Raw genomic sequence first — 19,443 nt, 5'->3', positions numbered from 1 at the left:
GAATCTAACATAAGACTACTAATTACAAACAATCTAACCCAGACTCAGATTCAACGAACGTTCCTTTTTTCATTGTTTTTCTTACTATTTTCACTTATTTTTCAATCGAACGTTCAGAATTAGTCTTGAATTTTATATTTCTTAGCTGTATAATGATTGTAGAAGATTATTATAAAAAAGAAAATGGAGGATTCTTATGAATTTTCGTTTCAGTAAGTGTGCCGTAGCACTCACACTAGCTCTCTTAGCTGCAAGCAATCCAAAATTAGCTCAAGCCGAAGAGATTCTCAACACAACTCCAGCTTCTTCAACAGAAGCAAGTCAGACTGTACCAGTTGAAACTGACACCACAGAGAAAGCTGATAATACAGAATCTCCTGCTCCAGCCACTACCGAAGCTGAAAATCCAAGCTCTTCCGAGACAGCTGAAACTAGTGATCCTACGAGCGAGACAACTGACACAACTGCTTCAGAAGCACGCACGGTCACTCCTGCTGCAACTGAAACTAGTCAGCCTGTTGAAGGACAAACTGTTGATGTTCGCATTCTCGCAACAACTGACCTCCATACAAACTTGGTCAACTATGACTATTACCAAGATAAACCAGTGGAAACGCTGGGTCTGGCAAAAACAGCTGTTCTTATCGAAGAGGCAAAAAAAGAAAATCCAAATGTTGTATTGGTAGATAATGGAGACACCATTCAAGGTACTCCTCTTGGAAATTACAAGTCTATCGTTGATCCTATTGAAGAAGGCGAACAACATCCTATGTACGCCGCCTTAGAGACGCTGGGATTTGACGTCGGCACACTTGGCAACCACGAATTTAACTACGGCCTTGCCTACCTCGAAAAAGTAATTCGTACAGCCAACATGCCTCTAGTCAATGCCAATGTCCTCGATCCGACTACAAAAGACTTTCTCTACACCCCTTATACCATTGTGAAAAAGACGTTCACAGACACCGAGGGTAAAAAGGTTACACTAAATGTCGGTGTTACAGGGATTGTTCCCCCTCAAATTCTCAACTGGGACAAAGCTTATCTAGAAGGAAAAGTGATTGTCCGTGATGCAGTTGAAGCCGTTCGCGATATTATCCCAACCATGCGAGAAAATGGCGCAGACATCGTTCTGGTCCTTTCCCACTCAGGTATCGGCGATGATCAATATGAAGTCGGCGAGGAAAATGTCGGTTACCAAATCGCCAGCCTAAAAGGAGTTGATGCGGTTATCACAGGTCACTCCCACGCAGAATTCCCAGGAACTGCCGAAAAACCAAGCTTCTATGCTAAATACTCTGGCGTGGATGATACAAATGGTAAAATCAACGGCACTCCTGTCACCATGGCTGGAAAATACGGTGATCACCTCGGTGTGATTGACCTTAATCTAGTCTTTAAAGATGGCAAATGGACAGCTACTTCTAGCAAAGCGGCTATTCGTAAAATTGATACAAAATCATCTGTAGCAGATGGTCGCATCATCGACCTTGCTAAAGAAGCCCATAACGAAACCATCAAATATGTTCGTCAACAAGTCGGTGAAACAACTGCTCCAATCAACAGCTTCTTTGCCCTTGTTCAAGATGATCCTTCTGTACAGATTGTTAACAATGCACAGATTTGGTATGCAAAACAACAGTTGGTGGGGACTCCAGAAGCTAATCTACCAATCCTATCTGCGGCTGCACCATTTAAGGCTGGTACTCGAGGCGATGCTTCAGCCTATACAGACATTCCTGCTGGCCCAATCGCCATCAAGAACGTAGCAGACCTTTACCTCTACGACAACGTTGTAGCCATCTTGAAAGTCAACGGTGTCCAACTCAAAGAATGGTTGGAAATGTCCGCAGGACAATTCAAGCAAGTTGACCCAAGCTCAACAGAGCCACAAAACCTAGTCAACACAGATTTCCGCACTTACAATTTTGACGTTATTGACGGAGTAACTTATCAGTACGATATTACGCAACCAAATAAATACGATCGTGATGGTAAGGTAGTCAACGAAAACGCCAGCAGGGTTCGGAAGCTGCAATACAATGGGCAAGATGTGACAGCTGATCAAGAATTCATCGTTGTGACCAACAACTACCGTGCAAACGGTACTTTCCCTGGGGTTCGCGAAGCTTCTATCAACCGCTTATTGAACCTGGAAAACCGCCAAGCCATCATCAATTATATTATCGATGAAAAAGTTATCAATCCTACAGCAGACAATAACTGGACCTTTACAGATAGTATCAAGGGACTCGACCTCCGCTTCTTGACAGCAGATCGTGCGAAAGCTCTAGTTGCTGACCAAAAAGGTATTGTCTACCTACAGGCTTCAACTTCCAGCGAAGGGTTCGGTGAGTTCAAATTTGTCTACACTGAACCTAAAGTAGTGACTCCAGATGAACAGCAGTCAGATCAAGGTAACACAGGTCAAGATATTGTACTCGAATCTGGTCAACGAATTACTCTTCCAGCGGTAAATCCACCAGCTCCTGCTCCACAACATAAATTGGCTAGTCCACATTCACAAGCGAGCACCAAGACACTCCCTGCAACAGGAGAAGCTACTTCTATGCTTAGTCTGCTTGGTCTCACTTTGATTGGTTTTGTCGGTGCATGGACTAAGAAAAAAGAACATTAAAATAGACGAGACTGAGCAAAAACTAGCCCTTGTTCAAGCCTCATTGCTTTTGACTCGTCACGAACCTCTTAATACTCAATGAAAATCAAAAGTAGCCTAGGAAACGAAGTCGAAGATAGAACTCTGTTACTATCTTATTTCAAGGTAACAGGCTGAAAACCTCCACTGGAGCTTTTCACTCATCAAGACTCTTGACAACGGATAATTTTGATTTTCGAAGAGTATAAAGAGGCGTTCGTACGACTTGTCACTATACCAATACCCTTTTGCACTCAATAAAAAAACACAGATAGACTCAAGCTGATTTTGATGAAATCCAGCTAAGCTGTCTGTGTTTTTCTTTTGCTCCCATTGTTTTGGACTAATTTCTTAACCAATTTTCGTTAATACTCAATGAAAATCAAAATCAGACTAGGCGACGCAGATGCAGATAGAACTGAAGTTCATCAAATCAAGTTAATAACGTCTGCTTTTGGTTTTCGAAGAGTATAAATTCATGCTCACTAGGAGGAAACCTATCTTTGTTTCAACCCTCTTTTGACCTCTGCGTACACCAAAAACACCCTTCATCCTACCAAATACAGGTTCTAATAAAACGGTAAAGGATATAAAGCAACAAGACCCAACCAAACATCGTCAGGTAAAATACAAGACTGAATGAATATTGCTGAAACTGCTTTATTTCACGTTGACTGGTCTGGCTCACTTCATCAGCTTCCTCTATTACATCTGATTCGCGATAAGCATTGACTAACAAGCGATAATCAAAAGGAGGAATTAGTGGATCACATGTCAACAAGGTTACCATATCCTGACTCTCAACAGGTAATAACTTTTGCCAATCTGTTGCTTTTATCACTTCTGTATTTTTTACCAAATACGTCAGCGTCCTCCCGCCAACCTCAATAAAAATCTTATCGCCTTCTCTCAACTCTGACAGTCGGAAAAATCTGAGATCATTGTACCAACTACGGTGACCGGCAATGACACTTCGTCGACCTATTCCACCTATAGGTAAAGCTGTTCCTATAACAGAAGCAACTCCATCATTTAAATGTTCACTGGTCGCCCCAACATAAATAGGTTGTCGAATTTCAATTTTTGGAATACTCAAATAACCAATTGCCTCATCCATTAATTCAGAAAATAACACATCGGTACTATTTGAATCATTTTTCTCTGCAAAGGGATCAACTGTGGGTAAGTCACCACCACTAACCTGTTCCCCATAAGCCTTAATTTCTTCGAGTTGCTCTGTCGAAAAGAATTTAGAATTCCTACGATAAGACTGATACTGTTGGAAAACTTGAAACTCCTGCACTGACATATTTGTCAGTAACACTAAAGGAAGCAACAAACCAACCAACATGAAAATATATCCTATTCTTTTCATCATTTCATTTCCCCCTTTTGACACTTCTTCCTACGGAGAAGATAGAGGATAATAACAATCACTACTATGATTAATAGGGCTACCAAGTAGGATAGCGTTAGCATATCCAAAAAGAATGTCGGTTTTTGCTTGATGGCAACTTTCGGCTCATAAGGAACGCGATGGCCACGTACCAACAAACGATGGCTGTTAATCATATAAGGAGTACAGGTTAGCAAGGTTGCATAGTCTTTTCCGTTTTGAACTATAACAGGATCAAAATTATTCGGTTCAACAACTAAAATCTGGTCCACCTCATAAGCCAAGACCTCAGCTATATTATGAATGTAGAATTGATCCCCAACTTTTAAATGATCGAGATTGGTAAATAGCGAAGCATTAGGAAGACCACGATGCGCCGTAATCACAGTATGAGTACTTTCTCCATCAACTGGCAAGGAGGAACCTTCCAAATGCCCCGCTCCTTTTTGTAATACTTCCTCAGTTGTACCAGCGTATATAGGAATTCGCTCGTTGATTTTCGGAATTTCTACAAAACCAATTTTCTCCTTCACCTCAAGCATACGAGCGTATTCCACTACCCCAGCCTTCTCTTCTTCTGTGTAAGGATCTTGCAATTTGTGAGGTTCCAAGGTCTGGTTGTAGGCCCTAGCATGCTCCAACCTTTTCAGAACTTCTTCACTCGGTAACTGTTGTGCTTGTTCATAAAATGATTGGATTTTATAATCAGAGTCATAACGATAATAATATTGAGAAATCCACGGATACAGCGTCACTACTAAACCAAAGAGAAATAAAAGCTTCAAGAGTATGGACTGTTTAGATATTCCCTTTCTAAGTTGTGAACGTTTCATCATTACTCGTCACTTTCTTTTTATTTTTCCGCCTTTTTGTTAATAAGAAAATCAGTAAAATACCGACAAACATTCCAAGCGCATAAAGAAGATAACGAATAAGAATACGCTTCTCTGCATTTTCAGACGCTTTAAGATGCTCTTCTGCAACATAAGGAATACGATGGCCGCGTACCAATAAACGGTGCGTATTCACCATGTAAGGCGTACAGGTTAGCAAAGTTGCATAGTCCTGCCCAGGCTTGACCAGCAATTCCTCAAATTGAGTTGGTTCAGCAACCACTATTTGATCTACTTCATACGCTAATGTTTCTACGATATTGTGAATGTAGAAAGTATCACCGATTTTTACCTTCGTTAAGTCTGTGAATAACCGAGCTTTGGGTAAACCTGTATGAGCCGTTAAGACAGTATGGGTATCGCTCCCCCCAATCGGTAAGGATGTTCCTTCCAAATGCCCTACACCTTTTTGAAGAACGGTCTCAGAAGTTCCTGCATAAACAGGAAGCTTGACCTCAATTTTTGGAATTTCAACATAACCTATCTTTTCATGCAATTCCAGCATCCGTGCATACTCTACCCGTCCAGCTTCATGTCGTGATTTGGTATACGGATCCTCTGAAACCACATTATTCAGACTCTCATTAAAAGCTTGAGCCAAATCCATTCGTTCCTTAACCTCCTCAGAAGCTAAGGTCTTTTTTTCTTGGTCGAAAGAATTAGTCAGCTGATCCGACTCATATCGATAATAAAAATTAGAAACATGAGGATAAAGTAAAATCCCAAATCCAATCAAAAATACCAAGTAAAAGGGGATATTGCTTTTCTTTTTTCTCTTTGTAGTTTTTCCCGATTTTTTCTGTATCATAATCCGAACTTTATTATTCTTCCATTGTCTTTCTACTGCATTGCAAAGCTAATACTCAATGAAAACCAAAAGTAGCCTGGGAAACAAAGCCGAAGACAGAACTGGAGTTCATTAAGGCTAGCTGACAACGGATAATTTTGATTTTTGAAGAGTATAAAATCCCCTACATTCTGCTTTTATTATACCATAATCCAACTTTAAAACGAAAAATCCCATTGCCCCAGATTCAACCTGACAATGGGATTTTCCCTCTATTCTAGTCTGTCAAACGTTATCGCTTAGTATAAGTTACCAAGCGATAACCTAGCAAGAAGAGCAAAATACCGGTAGATAAAACTGCAATTACCACCACATTTCCTGTATATGGAATTTCAATTCCAGGAGGTGTAACAGGTTTATTCTTAATCTTAATGATCTCGGACACATGTGAATCCGAGGTTATTTCAAAAGGAATCGTATCTTGAGATAAAATGTAGCCAGTAGGGGCCTTGACCTCTTTTAAGTAGTAAGTACCATAAGGAAGAGGACCTACCACAAACTGACCATTCGAACTTGAAGTGACGTGATAAGAATTGCCGTCGACTATCACTTCCTTCAATTCTCCGCCTACTTCCTCAAGAACCGCAAACTCTGCCCCAGATAAAGGGGCGGTGCTGGTTGATACCTTTAAAAACGGCTTACTACCCTTTTCTTCGCTAGGTCTCCTGACCTTAGCCTCAATCTTTGTAACACCTCTACCTACATTCATCAAGAATGGGATAACTTCTAGACTCGTAGGCTTTCCTACTTGCCGAACATAATACCATCCCTTAGTCAATCCTCGAAAAGTGGCTTGACCTTCTGGAGAAAGAGCCTGAGAAGAAATTGGCTCACCATAGAGACTGGTCAACTCAGACCGACTTTTTTGATATAAAGAATCTGCCAACTGTTCAGAAGAAACAGGTTCTTCTGAAGCGATGTACCAAGCCTCCAAACCCGTCGAAACTTGACTGGCATCTATTCCATTAGGGAGAGGAATATGAACCTGAACATCAAAAGAATCTTGCGCTTGGAGTGAAAGCGAGGGCAATGATAATACACACATTATAGCGACAAGGCAACATATTATTTGTCTTACTGTTTTCATCTGCCCCTCCTTTCTAGTAATAATTAAGCTTCTTCAGATTGACGCTTTTTCATCGCGATAAAGGCAAATACCATAGTACTCAAACCTACAATTGTGAAGACAAGTGTACCGATACCACCCGTTTGTGGAATGGTTACTTTTTTGTTTTTAACTTGTTGGAAGTTTTCAGCAGTAATATCATCTGTTTGCCCCCATGTATTTGGACCTACAATAAATTTCACAGTTGTAGTAAGAAGCGCATATCCTTCTGGGGCTTTTGTTTCAATAAGTTCATATTGACCAGCCACAAGACCTTTGACTTCAAACTTACCATCTGTTGATGATACAAATTTGAAAGCACCATCTTTACTATCTACCCAAGTCCATTGCATGTTCATTGCTTCGTACGCTGCATCGCGCAAGGCTTTTTTCTGATCAATATCAGTAGCTTTTTCTTTGACGGCTGCAATATAGGCAGCTTCTTTTTGGGTATAGTCTGAAACTTCTGCATCTTTTGTAGCAGACGCTTTCAAAGCAAGGTATTTCTCTTCGCCCTCTTTACGAACAATAAACTCTGCACCGAGTAATTTCGTACTAGCATTCAATTCCTTATCATCAGTCTTCACAAAACGCTTACCATATGTGATAACTTTTGGCTCTTCTGGCTCAAGCGGAGTTGGGTTCGGGTTTTTCTTGTTTTTTACTTTGATTTTACCTTCTTCAATAACAGTGTAATCTGGAAGAGAGGCTGCTACATCCGTTTCCTCAATAACAAGGTACTCAACTCCTCCCTTAAGACCTGTTTTAGATACAGATTTTTGACCTTTCTGAAGTGTAATCTCATCAACTTTAACACCAGTAGCTTTTTCATAGATACCAAACTTAACATCAATTGGAGTTAAGCCTTCGTCCCATTCTTTTTCAACAGTGATTTCTCCATCTTTTGGTGTTGTTGATTTTGGTTCAGAGAACTCGCTTGGACGGTTACCGTAGATCAATTTAACCTTGTTAGGGATTCCAGAATCAACTTTAGCTGAGTCATTTAAAGTAGCCTTGTAGGTCAAAGTGAATTTCACTTCACCTTCCTTTGCTTTTTCTTCCAATCTCGCAAGGCCATCAGGATTCAATTGCACCATGAACCCACGTACAGTTTGTGTCAAAGTGTAGTCTGTAATTTTTTGAAGGTTAAGACCTTTATCATCTGCGATTTGTAGTGAGTCTAGCTTGAAGTCAAGACCTTTAAGCATGGTATCTTCCCAAGCAAATGTCTTATATGCTGCGTCCTTAGGAACTTTTGTCGTAATAGTGTAACCAATTTCTTGACCGATTTCAACATTTTTTACACCATTATCTCCAATATTTGCCTTATCAGTGAACGCTTTTGTGATTTCAGGTTTGTTTTCAGTGTTCTTTGGATACACATGAAGAGGAGTTTGGGTATCAAAGTATCCAGAACCATCTGTTTTAGCCTGTGGCAATTCAAGCTTGAATGGTACAGCTTTCATACCAGTCAATTCACTACCATTTTGGTTGTAGTATGGTGACTTTTCTTTATCTTCAGTGAAGATATAAATCCCATTAGCTAGAGTGAATATCGCACCGTTATCTTGTGTAATTGCAGTTTTATCGGTTTTTACATATTTATTTGTATCTCCAGTAATACCAAGTTCTGCACCTGTCTTAGCTTCTGGATCTGCCACATCTGTCTTTTTCCATACGTCAAATTTTACTCCCGCAACTTCCACGGCAGAATTACCAAAATAATTCTTCAAATCTCCGATTGAATTACCATTATATTTGGATAAATCTTCTTTATAGTTAAAGTTATTAAAGTCTGTTTCGTTCATCACAATTTTGTGAACAATAACGGTTGTGCTAGCCGTATCTTCGGCATGGACTAAGTGTTTAATATTTATCAGTGAACCGAGCACCGTTAGGAACACAGTAAACACCGAAAATAATTTCGTCAATTTTTTCATTGTATACTCCTATTTTTTATTTCTTATTTTGTTTACATTAGGAACTATCTAGTATATTTCCGACGTTGCTCAACGGCAAAAGCAATGAACATCATCACCCCCCCTAATGCAATATATGGAATGATACCCATACCACCTGTTTTCGGATATTCTCCTTTGCGGAGGTTTTTCACGATAATCAGGTGATTGTCCATATTGTCTAGACCGACGAGGTCCTCTCCATCTTGGATAGAGATAGCCCCGTCTGCGCCAATATTAATGTGGAATTCTTTCTCAATCTTTTGATAACCGTCAGGGGCTACTATCTCTTTCAAGATATAGGTTTTCCCTACTGCTAAGTTGTCAAAGAGGACTTCATCCCCTGCTGTTGTCGTTGTTTTTACAACTGCTGTCGCTTGAGGATTGTCACTTTCTCTTAGTTCAAACGTTGCTACAAGACGTTGCGTAGGATCGCTATAAGACCGTTTAGCAAGTTTGATGTGGGTTGTTTGTTTTGTATTCTTCATGTTAAAGAGAATAACATTATCGCCATCTACCCTTTCAGCTAAGGTAACCTGATTATCTCCATTATGAAGTTTGGTCGTTCCATCATGGTTTATCTGGAAACGGTATTTCTTAGGATTTAATTGATATCCCGTTGGCGCAACAGTTTCTTCCAAAATGTAGTAACCAAAACTCAAAGATGTTTCAAAGAGACCATTTTTCGTCACACCACTAGCAACTTCGGTATCCTCAACACCATCATTGTTTGGATCACTGTAAATTTTAAATGTTGCACCATTTAGAAGGTGATTCTCGTCACGATTATCTGTTTTTTGGAGTCTGAACTTAAATTGCTTGAAGTTCTTGATGGTGATTTCAAGGGTAGCACCTTGTGACGTATCAACTGTCACCATATTCGAATCTGACTCTAAAATTTGTAAACTACCATCTGGTCGGATTTCAAATTTGGTATCTTGTAATTGATTAACAGGGCGATAGCCTCCCGTAGGAACAACTGTCTCTTTCAAAATATAGACGCCAACTGGCAAGTTCGAGAAGGTGATACTGTTGTCAGCGCTATTTGTATTCCCCTTCATATTAACACCATCAATTACAACCGGATGACCAGCCTCTGTAACAAGTTCAAAGTGCGCATTTAAACCAAGAGTCGGATGGTGATAATCACGTTTTTTGATTTTAAGATTGTACCTACGCTCGTTATTTTTCACTTTAATGCTGATCGCATTTGCAAGAGCTCCACTAACATCAGGTAAATCTGTTACATTAACCGAATTAGTTTGACTTAAAACTCTAAAACGTGTCACAGCTTTCTGTTGCGTTACCGCATAAGCTTGCGTTGTTTCGTATAACTCCAACAATACCGGTGCACTCAAACCGTCATAACCTTCTGGTGCTTGTGTCTCTACAAGAACATATTTGCCAAGCGCTGTCGCAGTTAATCGTGTCAAACTGCTTTGACCTGTAAATGTCAAGGTCTGTACGAGATTGGTATCGTCAAGAGAGGCGCTTGATACAGTTGCCTCTGTTGTACTATCGTCAACTTTATAGAGCTTAAAGGTAACAGGTTTTGATATTTGCTTGTTATTCGCATCTACTTTCTCAATTTTGAACTCTGGATTTTCGATGTTACCGATTTTAATAACATTAGCGGCAACATCACTTCCACCTGCTTCAATCGTTTGGGTAGCATCTCGAACACTTACCTGCAATTCTCGGATTCCCAACCATCTATTTGTTCCCGTCTGTAGATTCCGTACACGAATGTATTGAGCATAGATATCTACAGTCTGAGTAAGGTCGGTCTCGGTGAAATTACCAATTGATTGATAGGTGATACCATCCGGTGAATACTCAAGGGCATAGCTATCCATTTTGTCATGGTCACTACCGTTTGTGGTATTTTTACCTTGAGCAAAGCGAATTTGCGTTACGCGCTGAGGCGAACCTAAGTTCACTCCCCACCATTGTCCCTCATTCAAAGTCGAACTTGAGAGTTGGTACAAGGCACCGGTTGTCAAATCACCGTCCAGCGCCTTATCTTCTGTACTAGAGCTATAGGTAGAGGCCATAGCAATCTCTGCAGATTTTATCACATGCAAACCACGTGCTATGTGACTACTTGTATCCGAGTCAGAGTAGAAACGGACACTGCCATCCCTATTAACATAAATCGTGTAGTTTTCTGTCGATTTGATATAGCCAGATGGGGCTTGTGTTTCTGTCAGAGTATAGACCCCAGGCTGGAGGTTTTCAAAAACAAAGTCTTGGTTTGCGGCTTGCTGTTTGACGATAGGAGCAAAGTTTACATCGTCATTCTTTGTCAAAGTAAAGGTCATTTGTCCAGTGATAAGGTTGGTCAAATCACTAATCCCTTTAACACGCTTGCTAACTTTGAATTTTCCGAGTGGATAGTTCTTGACTTTTATCGTAATCGTATCTGGCGAGCTCGTCGTCACATCAATACCTTCAAGATAATCACTATTCACTTCTACTATACCATCTGCCCGAATAGTGAATGGTACCAAACCTGATAAGCCGATATAACCCGATGGAGTTTTTTCTTCCTTGATATAGTAAGTCCCTGGGGCAAAGTTTTTAGAGAAGCTGAACTCTCCATTATCAAAGTTTGAAATTTGCTCATCAATTACATTCCCTTGGCTATCCGTAATACCAATACGTGTCTGCACAGTTACTTTCTGTCCAGTCAGTGCATCAATTTTCTGAACTTTAACTTTATAAGTTGGAGGGCGGTTAATAATACGCTCACTAGTACCAGATTCAAAACTGATAATTCCAGTCTCAGATACCGTAAATCGTGCCGCAGCTGTTGTTAACTTACTATAGCCTGCTGGCGCACTAGTTTCCCAAAGTTCATAGGTTGTACCACCTTGCAAGTGATCCACACGGAGCTTGCCTTGACTATTTGAAGTTAAGCCTGTTAGAACTCGTTTGTAGCCTGTTTGGGTTATCTGACGAAGCTCAAACACTGCATCTGCGAGTGGCTGACCTTGCTCATTTACCTTGGTGAACTCAGTACTAAAGTCCTCGTCAACAACATTTATACTAAAGTTTCCGTTGACAACTTCTACCGCTCCCGTCTGTGTATTGGAAGTGTCTGTTAATTTACGTACTTTTAGCTCTCCGTTTTCCTCATAAACCTCAATATCAAGAGGAGGAATCGTTTTATAACCCGCAGGAGCTTTTGTCTCCGTCAAAGTATACATGCCTTTTGCGAGGTTAGAGAAAATAAACTGACTTGCAGGAAGAACTTTTCCTATTGTGACATCATAATTTCCACCATTTTTACTCTGCAGTCTAAAGACAGCTCCTTTCAATGGCTTACTTTCACCAAATTCAAATTTATTGATTTGAAGTGTAGTTGATTTAGTATTAACAACTTCTGTTGGCTTATTGACATCATATTTTTTCCCGTCAATGGTAATATTTTGATTATCGGTTACAACAATAGTGTGCTCTGTCGGATCTAAGATATAGCCAGGTGGTGCACTAGTTTCCTTGAAGGTGTAGGTGCCGCTGATTATCTCCGAAAACTGAATATCTCCATTATCATCTGAAACTGCGGTTCGATATGGTTCATTTCCTTTATATAATGTGAAAATCGCACCTGAAAGTGGAATTTTCTGACCATTTTTAATTCCAACCTTTTTCAGTTTAAAACCATACCAATCTACAGGATAAGCACCACCTTGTGATACTGTATCTCCTTCACGACGATAGATATTAGTGGTTCTTCCTCCACCCATAACTGGACTATTCCATGGTACACTCATACCATTATAGTACAGACCATTTTTCTGAAACTTTTTCCGTTCTTTTAGACGGACTACAATTGCTTTATTACCTAGTTTCCAACCTTCTTGATAAAATTCGATTGTATGAGTGCTTTCAAATCCATCAAAAGCCGGATAAGAATTTCTCTCAGAATAAACTCGAACAGATATTCCAATATCCGTACCTGGTAGGTAATAATGGTGGATATTCCCGTTATTTGATGTTCCTTTATAAGTGAGCTTTTCTAAGCTATCCTTAGAATAGGACATAGCCTTGGTACCATCTGCTACATAGAGTTCGATAGATTGAGGAATACTATTTGCTACATTTCCATTTGGAAACAGCTCTAAACCTGGATGAAGAAAATCATAAAATTTTCTCCTATTACCTAGACCTCCAGTTATATTATTTCCTCCTGCATTATAAACTAATTCCCAAGTAAAAGTATCTACAGTCTGGCTATATTGATATTTATTTATTCCTCCAAACTTAGATAGCCCTCCCTCACGATTGTCGTTATTTGTAGCATCTAATCTTCCATCTGCTTGTATCGTCTTTTCACAATTCATTCCACTTCCATTATAGGTAGATTTGAAGCTCAGTTTCTTATTAATCAATGTCTGATTGCGAGTAGTCGTTGTATACCACTCGGGAAGGTTGGGAAGCACCCCTGTTTTATATAGTTCTGTAGTCGCTCTATTATTGATTTTAATCACATTACTGGTTGGAGCTCCAATCTCAAACCAACCATTGTACTCTTGTACGGAATAAGCCTCTGTAGTCAATACAAAGCGAATTAAATTATCTTTTTCGTGATAAACTTTTGCTATCACCTTACCATTTGCAGACACAGTGGACCATGCAACATTAGGATTTGCAACATGACTTAACTTTAACTCTGGTGGCAATTCTAAAGTAAATGAATCTCCTGCACGCGCAAAAGCAGGTATTTTCAAGTTCATTTTCATCGAACCGTCAAAACCACCCCAAATTTTAGAACCTGATTTATACATGACATAATTGATGCTTACAAGGTCTATACTGCTTACCCCATAGTTTCCGCAAGTATCTGGTGGGAATACTGGTGTCGTGGTATTATCCTTTTTATTTGTAAAGACATAGTAAAGATTTTCCCAGTCAGTCTGTGCGCTAGAAAGAATATAACCTGATGGAACAGCTTCGGTCACATCATAATATATCCTCTTTTTAGTTGCTGTGCTTCCCACACCAGAAAACTTATCAACATTAGCAATCGTAATTTGTGTATTATTTGCGCTAAGTGTTTCCTTACGATTAGTTAAACTTCCCCCATTAACCGTAAAGGTCACGTCTACCTTATCACTATCAGCCTCCCAATTCTTCTGGATTTTTATATCACCTTTCAGCGCTTCTAGTTGTGCTCCTGAAATGGTGTGATTAACTTTTTCGTCTTTCACATTTGTCACTGTCTTAACCAAAGCGACCGCACCTGCTGGAACATTGTCAACCGTAATCTGGTTCCCAGACGTAATGACCTTTTCAGCTTTAGTTTCAGTATAGGTTCCATTACTTGGTTCATATATATAAACCTTATATTCATGGACAGCTTGTGAGCTATCTAGAGCAACATCAAATGTAAACCTTTGGGTTGTCGACGTATCATTTAGTTGTGAACTAGTCCATTCGATGACCTTATCGTCATTATCACTATACTTACCAATTGTACGATTGGTATTGGAAGTATTGACCGTATCTACCTTTAAGTCCCCTAGAGGACCACCATCATTTTTAGCTGGAAGCGTAATGGTGTCTGCTGTTGATAAGGTACGTGTTTCCTTCTGAGTTAGGGTAACCGATGTACCATTATAGGTAAGCTTGCTCCCCTTTGGAGCATTAACAGTTACTTCCGACCGATAATCCAAACTATAGTTATCACTTGGAATCACCACAGGAGTCTCAATCGTATAGACATACGTCCCGTTTCCAACTGGTAAATTATCAGTAGCCGACTTAAAATTATCTGAACTACCGAAGTATGTCGTATTGGGCGTTATTGCAACTCCATCCTTCATGATAGAAGTAATTTTAGGTTCACCCAAACCAGAGTCAATTGTTGTTGAGAAGGCATTTCTAATGGAGGTGATATTGCTATTGGCACCACCTACCATAGTAGTGTATTCCCAAATGATTTTTGTGGTATTGGTATTTGAGTCAACCACTACCTCTTTTTTCTTCAAGACACCATCTTGTGAATAGCTTTGATAAACACCTGGAATTGAAATTGTAATAGGTTTAAAAATGTATTTTATATTTGACTCTTCACGCGTGATGGTTGTTGTTTTATTCCCGAATACGGTGGTCGTTGTAGTGGCATTTGCATTTCCTGTCACAGTAGGATTATCAAATAATGAAACATCAAGTAGCGAACGTGCTACTCTCGCTGAACGCGGCATCAAAGATGAATCCAATATTGAGTTCAGCATAAGTCCTTCTAAAGGATTTTTAGGGAAGTTGCTAATTGAGACGTTTTGTCTTGATTGAGCTACTGTTAACTCCACTACTTCTTTTGTGGCAGAAATCTCATAACCATCTATGGTAGATTTTTGAATTACCGCATAGTTTCCCAACGGAAGATTTGAAATCGTTAGGAGACCATCTTTATCTGTCTGACCAGTATAAACAAGATTTTCACTTTCTACATTACGCACCTCAAATGTAGCACCTTCGATGGCTTCATTTTCAGCATCCTCAATGCCCTCTTCTTGTTCAGAACTAGATTTTGTTAATTTGATACAGATAACTCCTCGTTGTTCGACCAAAGCATCCACAGATTGCTCTGACTCTGGAACTGTTGAACTTCCTTGTGATTCTGGATTGTCAGGTACATTTTCTTTTGTTTCAGAGACGGGTGGGTCTTGAGAAGGGCTTACTACATTGACATCCTCAGTAGATGAAGGCCTTTCATTAACTTGAGAATACTCCTTAAAGACACTCGGTTCAGCTTTAAAATATGCGATATGATCCGCAGCTACTACCGCTACTAACTCCCCCTTAATAACCTCACTAACCTTGGTAAAACTTAAAGTCAAACTTACATTATCTGCCGAATAATCCAATTCTGTTGTTGGCAGCAGTCTATAGGAATGATAGTTTTCTCCATACACTGGAAGTTCTTCTACAGTCTTTGACAATGCATCTAATTCATTTGAAAGAGAGCGTTTTTCTGTCTCACTCTTTGTTATAGCTAGGTCCTTCTCGTTATATGACTCATCTAGTTTCCAACCTTTTTCTAAATCATCTTTCTTTAACTCTAGCCCTTTTTGAGTGACAACTACTATACCTTTTTCGTTAAAATTCTGTGTAGCTAAACTCTGCTTATCTATTGTAATTTTTTGACCTATAGTCTTTGGACTAGACAACGATTCTACTAACTCAATATTTAATCTATCTTTGTCCTCCTTTTTGTCTTCGATATAGGTGCGTCTTATTCTTGAAGCACCATCGGTCGACAAACTTTCTGCCATGATACACATCGCATCTGTAAAACTATACGTGCATAGAAAAAAAACTGACATTAAACTAGCTAATTGAACTGCTTTCTTTCTAAATTCTATCATCTCGTACTCCTTGGTTTGTGTCTAAATCTGCTAAAGTTGAGATACAGGGACATTATCTTTTTCGGTTCTAAATATAAACAAAATCAACTTTAATACTTATTAAGCTTACATGAAATTGATAGTTCAAATACCATTATTTCAATTTACTATAATATAAACAGCAAATCACCGTAAGTTCCCTGCAATCTTCCTCTAGTTTTCACTTTTTACAATAACACTTATACAGATTTTTTCCATATACAATCTTACTTGATTTCCCTCTAAAATCAAGCGACATTTAGCGAGAAACACAGAAAAAATAGAAAAAGAACATCTGGAAATGACAAGAGTCACCTTAATATAAAAATAACCATATTTCAAAAAATATGCATCACACCATATTACATTTCAAACACTGACTCTCTAATGAGTCTAGGACAAAATGATTTGTTTTTTTGAAATACCTCATCTGGTCATTCTGCAGATTGATAAACAAAACAAAAAACGAACAATACTAGTTTCTAGATACCCTAAAACTAATTTTGTTCGCTTTTATATATAAAATTATACTTTTTCTCAAAATCATTAAGAGACTAATTTCGGATTCGATTGAATAAAAGATGTAGCTTAAATATTTCGGCGACGCTATTTTAGTTGCAGAAAACTCAGATTTCTGAGCTATTATATATGAGCCTGCCCTGAATTCTTGATAAAGAATTCCCGAACTACCTAAAAAGGACTTTTCACCTTTTAGCCTAACATGCATGAATAAAAAATTACTCACAGGCAATCTAGCACAAATAATAGCCCAGCTAGGTAAAAAGTACAACGCCACTTCTTTAAGTTAGTATCAATATCTCAGTGCAGTAGTTGATTGCTCTAGCAATCTGAGAGAATTGCTTGAGGTTAGAAATTGAACAAACAAAGTTTGTGCCGAGACAGCCCAAGAAACTGTTTCAGCCTGACCCTAGAAATCAAAAGTGAGGTAAAAAAGTTGGATATAGGATTTGTAAAGAAAATCACAGCAATTCGTATTTTATAGTCTTTTAATTTACTTTTAGTACGAGGCAATGAGCCGCAGGCATAACTGAAGTTAGGCAAGGATAAGAAGACGGACTCTACTAGGAATAGTCGTCTTTCCCACTTGCCTGGTTTTTTATCAGAATCAATTTCATTATTGAAACCAATCACCATTTAACTATCTATACCCCAATAATCAAAGGATTCTAACAGGTTCAAGAAAGACTCAAACATTCCCCATCGTCAACCCCGACTGATGCCGTTCTTTCAGTAAATGTCCAAACCAAGACTCTAGCAAACCTGCCAGGGCAATGACCACCGTATTGATAATCGTACCTAAAGCAAACATGGACTACCTCATCAATTCCGTCGCGTAGCTAATGGCAGAAAGGGCGTAGAGTGGAGCCGTCTCCGCTCGTAAGATACGAGGACCCAGACCTGTCTTGACCGCTCCTGCTCCTTCAAATGCGGCTACTTCCTCAGGCGACACGCCACCTTCTGGACCGACAATGACAAGGACTGATTGGCCGATTTCTAAGCCTGACAAGATTTTTACTAAGTTGACTTGTTCGCCTTCTTTTGCAGCCTCTTCATAGGCTAGGATAATCTGGTCAAATCCTGCCAACTGAGCTAGAAAATCCACTTTTTTCTCAAATAATCGAACAGCTGGAATGCGATTGCGTTTGCTTTGCTCGGCTGCTCCTTGGGCGATTTTTTCTAACTTTTCTGCTTTTTTTGCCAGTTTTTTACCGTCCCATTTGACCACAGACCAGTCCGCTGGAAAGGCCCATAAGGCGGTCATGCCTAATTCCGTTGCCTTTTGAGCGACAAACTCAAGCTTGTCTCCCTTTGGAAAGCCCATAGCAATGGTAACGGAAACGGGCAATTCGACATTGTCTGCCAGTTCTTCGATGATTTCAACAGATTGGCTCTGGTTGTCCACTACCCGTGCCAAGCGTTTGATACCATCGTCAAAGACCAGGACAATCTGGTCATCTGCCTGCAAGCGCATGACAGAAAACATATGCTTGGCAGTGTCCTTATCGGTAATCTGAAAAACGCCCTGCGGTGCTCTGCCATTGACAAAATACTGCTGCATCCTAGCCTCCAATCACACCTGAGCGATCAGCCGTTTTCTTGAAGACGCAGCAATTCCACTCGCCCTGAATCATGTGGGTCTCAAGGAAGAAGCCAGCCGCCTCCGCAGATGCTCGCACCATGTCCCACTTGTCCGCTATGATGCCACTCATAATCAAGTAGCCCTCGTCCTTGACCAGACGGTAGGCATCCTCGGTCAGATGAATGAGAATATCCGCCAAGATGTTGGCAACGATGACTTCTGCTTCAATGTCAACGCCACGGAGAAGGTCGCCTGCCGCGACATGAATATTGCGAGTATTGGCATTGAGGTCAATGTTTTCCTGGGCCACACGCACCGCCACTTCATCCAAGTCATAGGCGTAAATCTCCTTAGCACCCAAGAGAGAGCTGGCAATGGAGAGGACGCCTGAGCCTGTGCCGACGTCAATGACCGTTTCGCCACCACGCAGAATCTGCTCCAAGGCAAAGAGGCTCATCTTGGTCGTCGGGTGGGTGCCCGTACCGAAAGCCATGCCTGGGTCCAGGCGGATAATCTTCTCACCAGCAGTCGCCTCATAGTCGGTCCAAGACGGCACAATAGTCAAATCGTGGGTAATGCGGGCTGGCTCATAGTATTTCTTCCAGTTGTCCGCCCAGTCTTCCTCCGCCAGTTCCTGACTTTCTAGGCTGACCTGACCCGTTTCCAAGCCAAAGCCGGTCAAATCCGCCAGGCGAGTTGCTAAGTCTGCCTTAACTTCCTCAATATCCACAGTATCAGGATAATAGGCCGTAATCGCAATCATATCCGACTGCTCCACCTCTGGATAGAGTTCACCGAAACGGTCCTCCTGTCCCACATAGTCAGCTGAGTCGCTAATGGCCACCCCCTGACTGCCCGTTTCAATCATCAGATTTGAAACTGCTTCTTCTGCATCACGATGCACGTGAATCGTTAATTCTTGCCATGAGTTCATGTTTGTTGTTCCTTTTCTTTTCTATGCGTCAATCACTGTATTATTGTACCGATTTCTAACCCATTTTACAAGTTAATGTTATATGGTAAGTAAAATCAAAATAATTTTCGAATAAATGAAATGACAGGAAAATCTGAGCGGTGGTTCTGATTTCTGAAAGGT

At 40.1% G+C, this 19,443-nt stretch carries 10 protein-coding genes; 1 reads left to right on the top strand and 9 read right to left on the bottom strand.

The features are described 5' to 3' along the window. The first annotated feature begins 196 nt into the window (after positions 1-196). Complete coding sequence (gene sntA, locus ODU39_RS00290; RefSeq protein ID WP_398579599.1) at positions 197-2,638, top strand: heme-binding protein SntA; 2,442 nt, start codon at positions 197-199, stop codon at positions 2,636-2,638. Positions 2,639-3,209: 571 nt separating this feature from the next. Here the strand turns inward: sntA and ODU39_RS00285 are convergent. From ODU39_RS00285 to prmA, 9 genes are all read right to left on the bottom strand, one after another. Beyond that, entirely contained in the window at positions 3,210-4,034 is an 825-nt protein-coding gene (locus ODU39_RS00285; RefSeq protein ID WP_174853522.1) for a class C sortase, read from the bottom strand. Further along, positions 4,031-4,888 (bottom strand): class C sortase, encoded by an 858-nt coding sequence (locus ODU39_RS00280; RefSeq protein WP_398579598.1) that lies wholly within the window; start codon positions 4,886-4,888, stop codon positions 4,031-4,033. The genes ODU39_RS00285 and ODU39_RS00280 overlap by 4 nt, the downstream gene beginning before the upstream one ends. Next, on the bottom strand, positions 4,866-5,753 hold the full coding sequence (locus ODU39_RS00275) for a class C sortase (protein WP_044768085.1): 888 nt from the start codon (positions 5,751-5,753) through the stop codon (positions 4,866-4,868). Before ODU39_RS00275 ends, ODU39_RS00280 begins: the two co-directional genes overlap by 23 nt. 271 nt (positions 5,754-6,024) lie before the next feature. Then, entirely contained in the window at positions 6,025-6,879 is an 855-nt protein-coding gene (locus tag ODU39_RS00270; RefSeq protein ID WP_044768084.1) for a prealbumin-like fold domain-containing protein, read from the bottom strand. Between the two features lie 23 nt (positions 6,880-6,902). Next, positions 6,903-8,837, bottom strand: a complete 1,935-nt coding sequence (locus tag ODU39_RS00265) for an isopeptide-forming domain-containing fimbrial protein (RefSeq protein ID WP_398579597.1) — start codon at positions 8,835-8,837, stop codon at positions 6,903-6,905. A 44-nt stretch (positions 8,838-8,881) separates the two neighbouring features. Beyond that, positions 8,882-16,228, bottom strand: a complete 7,347-nt coding sequence (locus tag ODU39_RS00260) for a SpaA isopeptide-forming pilin-related protein (RefSeq protein ID WP_398579596.1) — start codon at positions 16,226-16,228, stop codon at positions 8,882-8,884. Between the two features lie 1,225 nt (positions 16,229-17,453). Beyond that, positions 17,454-17,576, bottom strand: a complete 123-nt coding sequence (locus tag ODU39_RS00255; protein ID WP_044763406.1) for a hypothetical protein — start codon at positions 17,574-17,576, stop codon at positions 17,454-17,456. Positions 17,577-17,579: 3 nt separating this feature from the next. Next, complete coding sequence (locus ODU39_RS00250) at positions 17,580-18,326, bottom strand: 16S rRNA (uracil(1498)-N(3))-methyltransferase (protein WP_398579595.1); 747 nt, start codon at positions 18,324-18,326, stop codon at positions 17,580-17,582. Position 18,327: 1 nt separating this feature from the next. Beyond that, complete coding sequence (gene prmA, locus ODU39_RS00245; protein WP_105121929.1) at positions 18,328-19,281, bottom strand: 50S ribosomal protein L11 methyltransferase; 954 nt, start codon at positions 19,279-19,281, stop codon at positions 18,328-18,330. Between the last annotated feature and the right edge of the window lie 162 nt (positions 19,282-19,443).

Source organism: Streptococcus sp. 2021WUSS126, from assembly GCF_044427255.1.
GTDB classification, from domain to species: Bacteria; Bacillota; Bacilli; order Lactobacillales; family Streptococcaceae; genus Streptococcus; species Streptococcus hashimotonensis.
This window is presented reverse-complemented; position numbering and strand designations above follow the sequence as displayed.

Bases quoted from the DNA above. Each gene is read 5' to 3' on its own strand.
- sntA (WP_398579599.1), top strand. From the start codon at position 197: ATGAATTTTCGTTTCAGTAAGTGTGCCGTAGCACTCACACTAGCTCTC.
- ODU39_RS00285 (WP_174853522.1), bottom strand. From the start codon at position 4,034: ATGATGAAAAGAATAGGATATATTTTCATGTTGGTTGGTTTGTTGCTT.
- ODU39_RS00280 (WP_398579598.1), bottom strand. From the start codon at position 4,888: ATGATGAAACGTTCACAACTTAGAAAGGGAATATCTAAACAGTCCATA.
- ODU39_RS00275 (WP_044768085.1), bottom strand. From the start codon at position 5,753: ATGATACAGAAAAAATCGGGAAAAACTACAAAGAGAAAAAAGAAAAGC.
- ODU39_RS00270 (WP_044768084.1), bottom strand. From the start codon at position 6,879: ATGAAAACAGTAAGACAAATAATATGTTGCCTTGTCGCTATAATGTGT.
- ODU39_RS00265 (WP_398579597.1), bottom strand. From the start codon at position 8,837: ATGAAAAAATTGACGAAATTATTTTCGGTGTTTACTGTGTTCCTAACG.
- ODU39_RS00260 (WP_398579596.1), bottom strand. From the start codon at position 16,228: ATGATAGAATTTAGAAAGAAAGCAGTTCAATTAGCTAGTTTAATGTCA.
- ODU39_RS00255 (WP_044763406.1), bottom strand. From the start codon at position 17,576: ATGTTTGCTTTAGGTACGATTATCAATACGGTGGTCATTGCCCTGGCA.
- ODU39_RS00250 (WP_398579595.1), bottom strand. From the start codon at position 18,326: ATGCAGCAGTATTTTGTCAATGGCAGAGCACCGCAGGGCGTTTTTCAG.
- prmA (WP_105121929.1), bottom strand. From the start codon at position 19,281: ATGAACTCATGGCAAGAATTAACGATTCACGTGCATCGTGATGCAGAA.